Source organism: Arthrobacter sp. Ms25 (assembly GCF_059090365.1).
On record NZ_JBNHFP010000002.1, the window covers coordinates 286,648 to 300,110 of the forward strand.

The window sequence follows — 13,463 nt, forward strand, 5'->3', positions numbered from 1 at the left end:
GCCGCCTTCCGGTGGATCTTGTAGTGATGGTCTTCCCAGGAACGGTACGGCAGAACGGCCGTCGAACAGTAGCCGGGGCCGGTTCCGGGAATGGCTGCCGGCCGGGGTCCCGAACTAGGGTGGGTTCTTGAATGACCGTGACGGCTGACGTGGCAGGAGGAGAACAGTGGCAGGACTTGCACTCGTGACCGGGGCTTCCTCGGGGATTGGTTTCCAGCTCGCGAAAGGGCTCGCGGACCGGGGTTACGACATCGTGGGCGTGGGATCAAGCGACCGCATCGAAGAAGTGCCGCGGCGGCTGACGAAAACGAAGGTGTATGCCGTCCGGGCGGATCTGGCCTCCAGTGAGGGGGTCCAGACGGTCCGGGACGCGCTCAGCGCGATCGACGCCCCGCTGGATGTCGCGGTGCTGAACGCCGGGCGGAGCCTGGGCGGGTCCTTTCTGGACGCGGACACGGACCAGGAGCTGGAGCTGCTGTCCCTGAACGTGACCTCGCAGGTCCTGCTGGCCAAGCACGTGGCACGCACCATGGTCGACCGCGGGCAGGGCAGGATCCTCATCACCAGTTCCATTTCAGCCACCACGCCCACTCCCTTCGAATCGATCTACGGACCCACCCGGGCGTTCATGTACAGCTTTGCCGAGGGGCTGCGCGAGGAGCTGCGCGAGCACAATGTGAACGTGACGGCGCTGCTGCCCGGGCCGACGGCCACCGAATTCCATGACCGGGCCGGAATGCAGAACACCGCCTTCGGGGACAACTCCGTCAAGAACGATCCGCGGAAGGTGGCCCGGATGGGCCTCGATGCGCTCTTCGCCGGGCGGGACCACGTGGTCGGCGGCGACCTCAAGACCCGGCTGCAGGCGGTGGTGAACAAGTTCCTGCCGGAAGAGACCAAGGCGCGGCGGTTCGCCAAGCAGTCGCGCGAAAGGTAGGAGGACGCTATGACGCAGGAACCTGCAGCTCCGCCCCGGACCGTCGCCGTCCTGGGCGGCGGGGTGCTGGGACTCTCGACAGCAGTGCAGCTGCTGCGCGGCGGCGCGGACGTGCTGCTGGTGACCGAAGCGGAAGTGGGCAGCGGCGCCTCCGGGCGCTCGCTGTCCTGGCTGAACGCCGGCGGCGGCTACGGCGAGGATTACTACCGGCTCCGGATGGCCGGCATTGACCGGTACCGGACCCTGCTGGCGCGGAATCCCGGCATCGACTGGCTTGCCTTCGACGGCGGCCTGTACTGGGACGATGACCCGTTCACCGTGGTCGACCGGCACAACGGGCAGACCCGGCAGGGGTACGACGCCCGGATGCTGGAACGCGAAGACATCGCGGGCATGGTGCCCGGCGTGGATCCGGGCGTGCTGCCGCACCGGGTGCTGGTCAATGCAGGGGAGGGGTGGGTCTCGCTGCCGCACCTGGTCCGGCACCTGGCCGAGGAATTCACCCTGCGCGGCGGGACACTGATCGAGCACGCCGGACTCTGCACGCTGGTGCGCGGGTCCGGCCCCGGTGACGGGTCCGACGGCGTCAGCAGGGTCCGCGGGCTGCGCACTGCCGGCGGCGAGGAGTACGGTGCCGACGCCGTCGTCGTCGCCTGCGGAGCCGGCACCGCTGCCGTGCTTGCCGAAGCCGGCGTCCACCTGCCCGACGCCTCCGACCCGGCGATGCTGGTGATCAGCGAACCGCTGGAACACGGACTGCGGGCCGTCCTGAACACGCCGCGGATTTCGCTGCGCCCGCATCCGGGCGGACGGCTGGCCATGGACTCCACCTGGTACCTGGACCGGGTGCAGCGCAACGGGGGCGGAAGCTGGGCCGTGGATCCCGCTGTGCCGGGAGAACTCGCTGCCGAAGCCAGCCGGGTGCTGGCGGGGCATCCGGAGGTGGTGCCGCAGAGCTGGCAGCCCGGCCTGAAGCCGGTCCCGGGCGACGGCGAACCGGTGCTCGGGGAGCTGGCGGAGCTGCCCGGCTGCTGGACCGTCTTCACGCATTCGGGCGCCACTCTGGGGCTGATCGCCGGGGAACTGGTGGCCGATGAGATCCTCACCGGCCGCCGGCATCCGCTGCTGGAGTCGTTCCGGGCCGAGCGCTTCGGCTTCGGCTGGGACGCCTAATAAGCGGGATTCCTCGAAGGGGGCCTAGTGGCGCCAGCTAGGCGGGGCGCGGCGCGGCGAGTACCGGGGCGAACGCCAGCTCCGCGGCGCCGACCAGCAGCAGCTCCGACCGCAGCGCCGCCCGGCGCAGCTGCACGCGCCGGCCCAGGCCGGCCACCGCCTCCGCGGCCACCGCATCCGTCAGCCGCTGCGGATTGGAGGCAAACAGGGTGCCCAGGAATCCCCCCAGGACAACGGCGTCCGGGTTGAAGATATTGACGAAATTCGTCAGCGCCACGGCCAGGAAGTCCAGCTGGCGGTCTGCCTCGGCGCGGACCTGCGCGGTTTGCTGCTCGCTCATTGCGGCGTCGAGTGTGTCTTGGTCCGCGCGGTCCAGCCCCAGCACCCGCAGCAGCCCGGCGAGGTGTACTTCCGTTTCCAGGCAGCCGCACCGGCCGCAGTGGCACTGTTCACCGTCGCTGCGGACCAACGTGTGCCCGAGTTCGCCTGCGTAGCCGTCCGCGCCGCGCAGCGGAGTGCCGGCGACTATGATGCCGCCGCCGATGCCGCTGGCGCTGCCGTTCAAGTACACCGTGTTGTCCGTGTCGACGGCGGCGCCGAAGAGGCTTTCGGCCACCGACCCCAGCGTTGCGTCGTTGCCGGCGAAGACCGGCAGGGAGAGCGCGTCGGCCAGGGGAGCGGCCAGCGGCTCGTTCCGCCATCCCAGGTGCGGTGCCAGCAGCACCTTGCCGTCGGAGGTGCGGGTGAGTCCGGGCACCGCCACGCCTACCCCGGCAATCCGGTCCATCGCGGCAAGTTCGGGCGCCATCCCGGCCAGCACGGCGCGGGTGATGCTGACTGTCTCCTCCACGCTCGGCCTCGTATCGGTGTCGTGGCGGATCCTGCGGTGCACCCTGCCGCCCAGGCCTACCAGGCCTACGGTCACGGCGTCGACGTCGGGATGAATGACGACGGCGGCCACCCGCTCGTTGGGATGGACCAGCGGACTGGGCCGCCCCACCCGGCCTGCCGGCGGATCCGTTTCGTACGCCAGGCCCATGGCGGCCAGCTCTGCCGTGAGCGCGCCGACCGTGGAACGGTTGAACCCGGTCAGCCGGGTCAGGTCCGCCCGGGACAGCGGTCCGCTCCGGTGCAGCAGGGTCAGGATCCGCGAGAGATTGGCGGACCGCAGGTTATCGGTGCCGCGGCCTGCCGGGGCTGGGGCGCTGATGGTGCCGCGTTCCACGTTGTAGGTTCCTCTCGGTTACAGGGTCCCTTCCAGCCTACCCGGCGTTCCTCCCGGTTGGTTGGGCAAGGCAACATATTGGCGATATGGCGTGCCGTCGGCCGCGGCTGCGCCGGGATGGATGCCCGGAAACCATTGACAGGAGAGGATTGCCCCAATATGTTGTTGATCCCAACTAATACTTGATCTGGAGCTCACGTGACAATGACGCCATCGCCTTCCGACCGGTTTACCTTCGGCCTCTGGACCATCGGCTGGACCGGAACCGACCCCTTCGGCACTCCTACCCGGGCCGCCCTGGATCCGATTAAGGGCATGCATAAGCTCGCCGAACTGGGCGCCTACGGGGTGACCTTCCACGACAATGACCTCGTTCCCTTCGACGCCACGGCGCAGGAGCGGGACATCATCATCAAGAACTTCACCAACGCCCTGGCCGAAACCGGCCTGAAGGCGCCGATGGTAACCACCAACCTGTTCACGCATCCGGTCTTCAAGGACGGCGGCTTCACCTCCAACGACCGTTCGGTCCGGCGCTTCGCGCTGCGCAAGGTGCTGCGGAACATCGACCTCGCCGCCGAGCTCGGTGCGGAAACCTTCGTCATGTGGGGCGGCCGTGAAGGCAGCGAATACGACGGTTCCAAGGACTTCTCCGCCGCCTTTGACCGCATGCGGGAGGGCATCGACACTGCCGCCGGCTACATCAAGGAGAAGGGCTACGGGCTGCGCATCGCGATCGAACCCAAGCCCAACGAACCGCGCGGCGACATCTTCCTGCCGACCATCGGCCACGGCCTGGCGTTCATCGCCCAGCTCGAGCACGGCGACATTGTCGGCCTGAACCCGGAAACCGGGCACGAGCAGATGGCCGGGCTGAACTTCACCCACGGCATCGCCCAGGCCCTGTGGTCCGGCAAGCTGTTCCACATCGACCTCAACGGACAGAAGTCCATCAAGTTCGACCAGGACCTGGTCTTCGGGCACGGCGACCTGACCAGCGCCTTCTTCACCGTGGACCTGCTGGAGAACGGCTTCCCCAACGGCGGCCCCCGCTACGAGGGACCGCGCCACTTCGACTACAAGCCGTCCCGCACCGAGGGCTACGAGGGTGTCTGGGAATCGGCCAAGGCCAACATGGGCATGTACCTGCTGCTCAAGGAACGCGCCCTGGCCTTCCGCGCCGATCCCGAGGTGCAGGAAGCCATGCAGTACGCCGGCATCGGCGAACTGGCGCAGCCCACGCTGGCCGCCGGTGAATCCGTCAGCGCGTTGCTTTCCGACGCCGCGTCCTTCGAGGACTTCGACGCCGACGCCGCCGCGGACCGCGACTTCGGCTTCGTGAAGCTGAACCAGCTTGCGCTGGAACACCTGATGGGTGCCCGCTAGGCTACCTGCGCACGGCGCCGCAAAACATCACCGAACCGTGCTGCCGCCGGGTCCTGGGGGACCGGCGGCAGCACCTTTTTGAAAGGCTCGACATGCCCCTCGTTGCCGGAGTCGACAGCTCCACCCAGTCCTGCAAAGTCGTCATCCGCGACGCCCAGACCGGCGCCCTGCTGCGCGAAGGCACGGCCCGGCACCCGGCAGGCACAGAGGTGGACCCCGAAGCCTGGTGGGCGGCGCTCACCGAAGCTGCCGCGGCCGCCGGGGGACTGGACGACGTCGACGCCGTCTCGGTGGGCGGGCAGCAGCACGGCATGGTGTGCCTGGACGAGACCGGTGCGGTGGTCCGCCCGGCGCTGCTCTGGAACGATGTGCGTTCCGCCGCCGCGGCGGACAAGATGGTGGCCGATGCCGGCCCCGACGGTGCCCGGCACTGGGCCGAAACCACCGGCTCGGTGCCGGTGGCCTCGTTCACCGCGGCGAAACTGCGCTGGCTGGCCGAAAACGAGCCCGAAAATGCGGCCCGCACCGCCGCCGTCTGCCTGCCGCATGACTGGCTGAGCTGGCGCCTGGCGGGCTACGGCCCGGGCAGCGGGGCGGAAGGCCTGGCCGCTCTGACCACCGACCGGTCCGATGCTTCCGGCACCGCCTACTGGTCCCCGTCCACCGGGGAATACCTGCCCGAGGTCCTGGAACAGACCCTTGGCCACGTGCCGCAGCTGCCCCGCGTCCTGGGTCCGCTCGAAGCCGGTGCCCGTACCCCGGCCGGAGCGCTGATCGGACCCGGTGCCGGCGATAACGCTGCCGCCGGACTGGGCGTCGCAGCCGGGGTCGGGGACGTGGTGGTCTCCGTGGGCACCTCCGGCACCGTGTTCGCCGTGACCGACGACCCGACGTCGGATGCTACCGGGCTGGTGGCCGGATTCGCCGACGCCACCGGCCACTTCCTGCCGCTGACCGCCACCCTGAACGCCTCCCGCGTGCTGGACGCGACCGCCGGCCTGCTCGGCGTGGAACTGAACGAACTGACCCGGCTGGCGCTCTCTGCTCCGGCCGGCGCCGACGGGCTGGTCATGGTGCCTTACTTCGAAGGCGAACGCACGCCCAACCTGCCCGATGCCACCGGTTCCCTGCACGGCGTGACGCTGCGCAACTTCACCCCCGCCAACCTGGCCCGCGCAGCCGTCGAAGCCGTGGCCTGCTCCCTGGCGGACGGGTTCGCGGCGCTGAAGGACACCGGAGTGACCGCGCAGCGCGTGATCCTGGTAGGCGGTGCAGCCCGGTCCGAGGCCATCCAGCAGTCCATCGCCGCTGTCTTCGAGCTTCCCGTCACCGTTCCGCGCCCGGGGGAGTATGTCGCCGACGGTGCCGCCCGGCAGGCCGCCGCCATCCTCACCGGTGCGTGGCCCGCGTGGAATGACAGCGCATCCGTGGTGGTCACGGCTGACCCTGCCCCCGCTGTGCTGCAGCGTTACCGGCAGGCCGCGGCCGGAGCGACGCTTCCGGCTGCCCGGTAGGATCGGGCCCATGACTTCCTCTTTCGGCCCCAACGGCCGCCCCGTCGAACTGGCTGCCGGAGACTACCGGGCGACCATCCTGCCCGTCGGGGCAACGCTCGCCGGCCTGACGTCCGACGGCCGGGACCTGGTGCTTCCGCTGTCTCCGGACACCATTCCCCACGCGTTCAGCGGCAAGGTGCTCATGCCCTGGCCGAACCGGATTGTCGGCGGCCGCTACAGCTTCGACGGTGCCGAGTACCAGGTGCCGGTCAACGAACCGAAAGCCGGCATGGCCCTGCACGGGCTGGTTGCGTGGGATGCCTGGGAGGTTGCCGAGTCCTCGCCGGAGCGTGTTGTCCTGCGGCACCGGCTGATGGGCCAGCCCGGGTATCCGTTCCAGCTGGACCTCGAAACGGTCTACGCGCTCGACGCCGATACCGGGCTCAGCGTGGAACTGGCCGCCGTCAATGCCGGCACGGCGTCCGCCCCCTACGGTGTCTCCGCCCACCCCTATCTCACTGCGGACCGGGTGCCGGTGGACCGGTGCGTGCTGGACGTGCCGGCCGCGCAGGTGCTCGGCGGAGTCGACCAGCCGGGCCGCCCCCTGGACCTGGTCGAACTGCGGGACACCGGGGGGACGCCGCTGTCCTTTTCCGCTCCGGAGGCGATCGGGAGCCGCACTGCGGACCATGCCTTCACGGGCCTGCCCGACGGCGGCTGGCAGGTCACGCTGACCGATCCGGACACCGGGTTCGGTGCTGTCCTGTCCGCCAGCGGCAAGGACGCACCGTGGCTGCAGGTCTACTCCGGGGAGAAGATGGACCGCCTCGGCGTCGCCGTCGAACCGATGACCTGCCCGCCGGATGCCTTCAATTCCGGCGAGGGGCTGATTGTGCTGGCTCCCGGCGAGGAGCACCGGTTGAGGTTCGGCATCGCTGCGGCCTAAGCCCCGCCCCACTGTCGGTTCCCTGACCCGCAGCCCCTGTTAGCGGTGGGGGTTGATCAAACCTAAACACCACATCTTGTCCTCGCCAGACTAGGCTCGACACGCCCATGTAGCGCGACACGCGGCTATTTCCTCTGGGAGTCTCGGTCCGCTTCGTCTGGGAAAAACGACGGCAATGCCCTGAGAAGCCGCGGAATTACAAGGGCTTAGACTCTGGGTGAAGCACGGAACCGGGTGCCGGGAATGACATGTTTGTAATACAGAGTGTGTCGGTCACCACGGCGACGTATGCGCCGAGAGGTACCCTTGGGAAAGCTGTTAACGCATGAGAGCCAACTTGGCAACGGCAATTGCTTAGTTGGCTCAAATACGAGCGCTGGCAGCCCTGGAGTCATCCGGACTGTGTACGCATTTTTATATCTTTGTGTATGTATAGAAACAGTACATGGTTTGGTGGATCGCGCGGTAACCCGTACGGCGTGTTTCCGACTCCTAGAAATCTGGAATTCAATTTCTAAGGAGAAACCATGACAGAACAGCAACGAAAAATGGCGGGGCTGAACTTGGAGGTCAACGTGCGGAGGATCCAGCCCACGTTGCCGAATTCGAAGGCATATTGGGAAGTTCATACCGGCGGGGACAGTTGGCGCCGACTGACTGTTACGGAGTAGAAGGTCCTAATCGCTGGTTCCTCTGTGTTCTCCTTAGCGCGGCTGCACTAGGGAGAACACAGAGGAGCGGCGTGTTGGGAAGGGCTGATTGTGCTGCCTCCCGGCGAGGAGCACCAGCTGGGGTTCGGCATCGCTGCGGCCTAAATGGCCGGCAGGGCTATTTCAGCCGCCGAAAACCGGCCTACGCTTTCACCTATGACCCAGGACCCGGTCGAGTCCAATCCAGACCATTACACGGTGGTATTCGAAAACGACCGCGTGCCCGTGCTGGAGTACCGGGACGCTCCCGGCCATATCAGCGTTGGGCACCGGCATCCGGACAGCGTGATGATTACCGCCAGCTCCTTTCAGCGTCGGTTGCACTCCAGTTCCGGTCTGGCAGGTTCCCACATGGACGTGGAGCTGCCTGCCGGTGCAGTCCGCTGGCTCCCGGCCCAGGAGCATTACGGCGAAAACACGGGCGAGACGGACACGCACGTCTTTTTCGTCGAGCTCAAGGAACCGAACCCCGCGGGGGAGACGCCCGGCCAGTTGGGACCGCAGGGAGCGTAGGTATCCCGTGAAAAGCCCAGCTAACTGGCCGGTTGTTTGTAGATGGCCGTTTTATAGCTAATCGACAGCAGCCCCCGCAGCGGGTAGTGGCTGAAGGTCGGGGGCGTCGCCGCCTGCCGGGCCGCTCCGCAGGGAAGAGCGGCCTGGGGGCCAGGAGCCGCGGATCAAGCCGATATCGGGCGTAAATCCCAGCCAGTCTTGGGGATCCCTGTCGGGGTCTTCCCCGGTAGCGGGGCAGTCGACCTGTCTCAGCTCCCTAATGAGGAAGGTGAGGACCCTGAACCGTCGGGCCTGATCTCCTGCGTCGGGACCGGAGTGTTCCGCCTGCGCCATTCGGCGGGCAGCGGCCAGACGGTGATTTCCATCCAACACCACGCGCACAGTCCGCCCGGTCTCCGGGTCGAGAAGCAGTTCGTAGGCAAGCACGCAGACTGTGGGAGATGGCTGCTTTTCCAGTATCCGGCAGAATTTCTCAATGCCCATACGCCTCATGCCCTCCGGCAGCTGCCCGTGCGGGACTGCGTCGGGCCAAAGGGGAGTGGAGGCATCAACCTCGAGCTGGTCGTGCCGTGCCCGTTCTTGCAAGTCGCTGCGTGAAACGCTGACCGGCTGCACATGGTTGTCGGTGGCGTCCTTATCCACATACCAAGGAGCCAGCCACTCATCCGTCGCCGCGCTGTCCACAAGCTCGACCTCGCACTGAAGGTCCCCAGCATTGTCATCCAGGACCTTCCAGTTGTGCTGGACGGTCAATTCGTACCTGTAGAGGTCTGCGAAACACCCAAGGCGGTGACTGGTCTCGTCGCTATTCGGGGTATTCGGCTGACGGTGAGTGCTGTAGGGCAACCGTGTTCTGTCCCAGACAGCGGGCAGAGTCAGGGTTCCCCGGGGAGGCAGAAACGCATCGTCGTTTTCCCGCAACGCACTCCCCAGAAGTTCGATAAAAGCAACGTGCTCAGCTAAGGAAGTCAGGGTTTTGTCCTGGTAGTTCCGCTCGAGGGTATCGGCTTCGGCTACCACGCTCCGCGTCCCCTCGAGCAACTTCTTCCAGACTGAACGAGCGAGACTATCGGAGTGCAGGAACGTGGAGAAGGCTAAGTCGTTGTATGCGCCGGTGACCGCCCGCACAAGGTCGGTTCGGATCGCTGGATCGACATCGGGGTAATGCTGCAATACCGCCCGGGCGTCAGCAGCCACGCGAAGAGCATCCGGAGCCGCCCCGGCAAAGGTGCGTGCACTGTTCATGGCCAACACTCCGGTGGAAGTGAGGAGGTTGGCGCTCGCTACTGCCATGGCACGTCTGCTCGCCTTGCGATTGGCCCCTTCGGCGAGGGCGAAGAACGATAATCCGAGCAGCAGGGAGATAGCAAGGTCTGCCCAATTTGCAGTGGTCCATGCAGAAGGACGTATTCTCCACGCCAAAAAGGCGGCAGTGACGGAAGCGGCGCAGAAGATCACAGCCCAGACCAGCATCATGTTGACGCTATGACGTCGCCCTCTCACTCTGTCCTCCGCTCAGCCGCCCGTCCACGCGACGGAGTGGACTGAGCGTAGCCGGATACAGGCGAAGTAAGGGAGTGCCGGTGTTGGAGGACAGGAGAAACATACTCGCGTAGTAGGGCCCAGCTAACCCGCCAGTTGCCCACGTAGGAACGCCAGTGCGACGAGCTCATCCTCGCTGCCCCCGGCCTCGTGCTGGTTGAAGGGCCAGACGGAGAGTTCCTTTGGCCCGGCATAGGTGTTGTAGGCGGCATACACCGTGGACGGGGGAGTAGTGGTATCCATCAGGCCCACCGAGAACAGCGCCGGCGCGGAGGCTCGCGGCACCAGATTCACGACGTCGAAATAGCGCAGCGTCTGCCTCACATGCTCCACCGCCCCGCGCTGCATGGACAGGAAGTCGGCGATTTCCCGGTATGGGTAGGCATCGGTGACGGTCAGCGCCCGCGGAAAGTCCGAAAGGAACGGCACCAGGGCGACGACGGCGGCCACCTCCGGGCACAGCGCGGCAACCGCCAGGGCCAGCCCGCCGCCCTGGCTCATCCCCAGCACCGCCACCCGTTCCGGATCCACCGGCGCCGAACCGCTGCCGGCGAGTGAACGCATGGCCTCCACCGCCCGGACAGCATCAGTGATCAGCCGGCGGTAGTAATACGTCTGCGGATCAAGCACCCCGCGGGTCATCACGCCCGGAACCTGAGGACCGGCACTGCCGGCGGCATCCGGCGTCGTGCCTTTGCTCCAGCCGGCACCCTGCCCGCGGGTGTCCATCTGCAGGTGGGCGAAGCCGGCCGAGGCCCAGAACAGGCCCTCGTGCGCTTCCCCCCGGCCGCCGCCGTAGCCGGCAAACTGCACCACGCCGGGCAGCGGACCGTCGCCGAGGATGCTCCGGGCAGGCAGCCGGAGCCAAGCCCGGATCGGGTCACCGGCGAAGCCCGGGAACACCACGTCATAGACCTCAACCGTCCGCAACTCACTGGGGAAGGGGGTGACCTCCACCTCCAGGGGATGCACACGCGCTTCCGCCAAGGTGTCCGCCCAGAATCGGTCCAGGTCCTCCGGAGCGCTGGTGCTGCCGCGGTAAGTGGCGAGTTCTTCGGCGGGTAGGTCGTAATACATGTGGCTCCCGGGTGTTGGAGGGATGCAGGCGTTGCGAACTGGTGCGGCTCAATCCAGCGGGCTCGCCTCCACCGGGCAATGCAGCCGCCTGATGTGATCCACCTCCCGCACGGTTCCGGTCAGGCTAACACCTGCCGTGCCGTGGATATCGGCACTTGATGCCCCGAGCCGCAGTTCCAGGTTCCCGGGCTCCACAATCCCCTGGCCGTCCCGCCGGTGAAGGACGCGGTCGGCCGGAACCGTGAACCGGACCTTCGCCTCGCGGTGCCCCCGTTCGCGCAGGGACTCCCATTCGGTGGGGCTGCTGGGACTGGTGGTTTCCCTTCAGGTAACACCTGTACCACCCGGTGGGATGCTGTGCAGCCCGGCTGCTCCCGAGGTGCTTTTCGTATCCCTTCACCCCAGCCGGTGAATGGAGAACGCCGCAAGGAAACCGACCGAGGCTATGAGCCCGGTCAGCACATGCGACTCTTCGAAAGCTTCCGGAATCATGGTGTCCGCCAGCATGGCCAGGATGGCGCCGGCGGCGATGGCGGTAATGAACGCAACCAGCTCCACAGGCGCGCCCTGCAGGGCAACAAAGCCCAGCAGCGAGGCCAGCCCGCAGACGACGGCGATCCCTCCCCAGACGCCGAAAACGTACCTGGCGCTGCGGCCGGAACGTTTCATGCCTGCCGTGCTGGACAACCCCTCAGGGACGTTGGAGATGAACACCGCGGCCAGCATGGCCGGGCTGATAGTGGACGCGCTGACCAGGCCCAATCCCAGCACCACCGACTCCGGAATACCGTCCAGCAGGGCACCTACGGCAATGGCACCCCCGCTGCCGGGATTCTCAGCCTCGCTCGGATGCTTGTGCCCGGAACGTTTACGGTGCCGTGCACCCGCCCGGGCCAGCAGGGCGTTGGCCCCCACATAGGCCACGGCCCCGGCCAGGAACCCCCAGATGGTCGGCTCCAACCCGCCCGACTCCACCGCCTCGTCCACCAGCTCAAAGGCAAGGGCGGAAATCAGCACCCCGGCGCCGAAAGCCATCACCGAGGAGACGATTTTGGGCGGAATCTGCCACTTCCAGGCGATGCCCGATCCAATGACCAGCGCCGATCCGGCAACCGTTCCCCACAACCATGCCTCATACCAAGAGCCCAAGAGCTTTTCTCCTTCCAGTGCCGGAAGATCAGCATACTGATGTTCGAATGCTGCTGTTTCGTCTGCCGGGCCCATCGGGGTTAGGGTCGGCGGAACCGCCGGGACAGGACGGGAGACCCCATGGCTGCGCAGCAGAGCGTTGAAAACATCCGGGACGAGATTCTTTTGGCCGCTGCCGCCTGGTGCGGGCACGCGTGTTCGGCTAGCGTCCCACTCCGAATGGGACGGACGGTTCCGTTGACCGGCTCCAGAGCTGGTTTCACACTAAGAGCAGCACATCCGCTGTCCGCCGCTGGATTGGCCGGCCACGAAGTCCGGCTACCGAGCTGTCCGGTCCGCCGCCGAGCTGTCCGCCCTCCACCGAAGGTGCTTCCCATGGACAAAAACTTCCTGAACTATCCGGACTGGCAGGCCACTGCCGACACCCTGCACCTATACCTGCAGGTGGCGGGCAAGGTGAAACTGGAACGCAGCTACCCGGAGCCGGAGTGGGGCCACATACGCATGCCGCTTACCGTCCAGGGCATCGGAACCGGCATCATCCCCGGGCCGGACGCGAATTTCGAGATCTATATCAACCTCCGCCAGCATCATGTGGACGTACAGAACAGCGACTACATCCGCACCCGGATCGAACTCAGCGACGGCCTCAGCGTGGCCGACTTTTACCGGCAGCTGATGGGCGCCCTGGAATTCATCGGGGCACCCACCTCCATCAACACGGCTCCGCAGGAGTTCCACGATCCGGTGCCTTTCGACTCCGACACCAAGCACTCCACGTACGACAAGCACGCAGTGGAACTCTTCCTGGACAACCTGCATTTCGCCCACCGCAGCCTCTCCAAGTTCATGGGACCGGTGCGCGGAAAGGTCTTCGCGCCGTCGTACTGGTTCGGAACCATGGATCTTTCCGGAACCATCTTCAGCGGCCAGTCGGAGCCGTATCCCGGAAACGGGGTGATTGCCGTGAACTGCTTTGACGAGCGGTTCTGCGAATTCGGCTTCTGGCCCGGCGACCCGTCCTCCACGGAGCCGGCGTTCTACGTGATGCCGTATCCGTTCCTCGCCGACATCGGGAGCTACCGGACGCTGCTGGCCCCGGCCAAGGCGGAATTCCTCACCCGGTCCAGTGAATTCATCCTCACCCTCAGGGACGCCTTCTCCTATGAGGATCCGCAGCAGGCCGTGCTGGACTTCTGCCGCACGAGCTTCGACATCCTCCAGCGGCTGGATCGCTGGGGGGACATCGACTGGATCACCGAGCCGCTGACCTATCCGGGGCCCACCGACTAAGAGGAGAGTAAGAGGG

Annotated in this window: 11 protein-coding genes; 7 read left to right on the forward strand and 4 right to left on the reverse strand. The window is 66.6% G+C overall.

From position 1 onward, the window contains the following. Positions 1–166 precede the first annotated feature (166 nt). Together AC5RT8_RS05870 and AC5RT8_RS05875 are read left to right on the forward strand one after the other, a co-directional pair. Positions 167–937, forward strand: a complete 771-nt coding sequence (locus AC5RT8_RS05870) for an SDR family NAD(P)-dependent oxidoreductase (protein WP_494094775.1) — start codon at positions 167–169, stop codon at positions 935–937. A gap of 9 nt (positions 938–946) precedes the next feature. Next, positions 947–2,110, forward strand: coding sequence for an NAD(P)/FAD-dependent oxidoreductase (locus AC5RT8_RS05875; protein ID WP_494094776.1), 1,164 nt, complete (start codon positions 947–949; stop codon positions 2,108–2,110). Between the two features lie 37 nt (positions 2,111–2,147). On the opposite strand, the gene AC5RT8_RS05880 is transcribed toward AC5RT8_RS05875, so the two are convergent. Continuing rightward, positions 2,148–3,335 carry an ROK family transcriptional regulator gene (locus AC5RT8_RS05880; RefSeq protein ID WP_494094777.1) on the reverse strand — a complete coding sequence of 396 codons (1,188 nt, stop codon included), beginning with the start codon at positions 3,333–3,335 and terminating at the stop codon, positions 2,148–2,150. Positions 3,336–3,539: 204 nt separating this feature from the next. On the opposite strand from AC5RT8_RS05880, the gene xylA reads away from it, so the two are divergent. The 4 genes from xylA to AC5RT8_RS05900 all read left to right on the forward strand — a co-directional run bounded on the left by xylA (position 3,540) and on the right by AC5RT8_RS05900 (position 8,386). After that, positions 3,540–4,721 carry a xylose isomerase gene (xylA, locus tag AC5RT8_RS05885; RefSeq protein WP_494094778.1) on the forward strand — a complete coding sequence of 394 codons (1,182 nt, stop codon included), beginning with the start codon at positions 3,540–3,542 and terminating at the stop codon, positions 4,719–4,721. A gap of 92 nt (positions 4,722–4,813) precedes the next feature. After that, entirely contained in the window at positions 4,814–6,235 is a 1,422-nt protein-coding gene (locus AC5RT8_RS05890; protein WP_494094779.1) for an FGGY-family carbohydrate kinase, read from the forward strand. Positions 6,236–6,245: 10 nt separating this feature from the next. Beyond that, entirely contained in the window at positions 6,246–7,163 is a 918-nt protein-coding gene (locus AC5RT8_RS05895; RefSeq protein ID WP_494094780.1) for an aldose-1-epimerase, read from the forward strand. 866 nt (positions 7,164–8,029) lie between these two features. After that, positions 8,030–8,386, forward strand: coding sequence for a cytoplasmic protein (locus AC5RT8_RS05900; RefSeq protein WP_494094781.1), 357 nt, complete (start codon positions 8,030–8,032; stop codon positions 8,384–8,386). A 57-nt stretch (positions 8,387–8,443) separates the two neighbouring features. On the opposite strand, the gene AC5RT8_RS05905 is transcribed toward AC5RT8_RS05900, so the two are convergent. The 3 genes from AC5RT8_RS05905 to AC5RT8_RS05915 all read right to left on the reverse strand — a co-directional run bounded on the left by AC5RT8_RS05905 (position 8,444) and on the right by AC5RT8_RS05915 (position 12,154). Further along, complete coding sequence (locus AC5RT8_RS05905; RefSeq protein WP_494094782.1) at positions 8,444–9,862, reverse strand: hypothetical protein; 1,419 nt, start codon at positions 9,860–9,862, stop codon at positions 8,444–8,446. Between the two features lie 150 nt (positions 9,863–10,012). Then, on the reverse strand, positions 10,013–11,005 hold the full coding sequence (locus tag AC5RT8_RS05910) for an acetylxylan esterase (protein ID WP_494094783.1): 993 nt from the start codon (positions 11,003–11,005) through the stop codon (positions 10,013–10,015). Between the two features lie 396 nt (positions 11,006–11,401). After that, positions 11,402–12,154 (reverse strand): ZIP family metal transporter, encoded by a 753-nt coding sequence (locus AC5RT8_RS05915; RefSeq protein WP_494094784.1) that lies wholly within the window; start codon positions 12,152–12,154, stop codon positions 11,402–11,404. Positions 12,155–12,529: 375 nt separating this feature from the next. On the opposite strand from AC5RT8_RS05915, the gene AC5RT8_RS05920 reads away from it, so the two are divergent. Next, complete coding sequence (locus AC5RT8_RS05920) at positions 12,530–13,447, forward strand: DUF5996 family protein (RefSeq protein ID WP_494094785.1); 918 nt, start codon at positions 12,530–12,532, stop codon at positions 13,445–13,447. The last annotated feature ends 16 nt before the right edge of the window (positions 13,448–13,463 follow it).

What these genes read in the sequence shown, in the direction of transcription:
- AC5RT8_RS05900 (WP_494094781.1), top strand. Translation starts at nt 8,030, where the DNA reads ATGACCCAGGACCCGGTCGAGTCCAATCCAGACCATTACACGGTGGTA.
- AC5RT8_RS05890 (WP_494094779.1), top strand. Translation starts at nt 4,814, where the DNA reads ATGCCCCTCGTTGCCGGAGTCGACAGCTCCACCCAGTCCTGCAAAGTC.
- AC5RT8_RS05905 (WP_494094782.1), bottom strand. Translation starts at nt 9,862, where the DNA reads ATGATGCTGGTCTGGGCTGTGATCTTCTGCGCCGCTTCCGTCACTGCC.
- AC5RT8_RS05920 (WP_494094785.1), top strand. Translation starts at nt 12,530, where the DNA reads ATGGACAAAAACTTCCTGAACTATCCGGACTGGCAGGCCACTGCCGAC.
- AC5RT8_RS05910 (WP_494094783.1), bottom strand. Translation starts at nt 11,005, where the DNA reads ATGTATTACGACCTACCCGCCGAAGAACTCGCCACTTACCGCGGCAGC.
- AC5RT8_RS05895 (WP_494094780.1), top strand. Translation starts at nt 6,246, where the DNA reads ATGACTTCCTCTTTCGGCCCCAACGGCCGCCCCGTCGAACTGGCTGCC.
- xylA (WP_494094778.1), top strand. Translation starts at nt 3,540, where the DNA reads ATGACGCCATCGCCTTCCGACCGGTTTACCTTCGGCCTCTGGACCATC.
- AC5RT8_RS05875 (WP_494094776.1), top strand. Translation starts at nt 947, where the DNA reads ATGACGCAGGAACCTGCAGCTCCGCCCCGGACCGTCGCCGTCCTGGGC.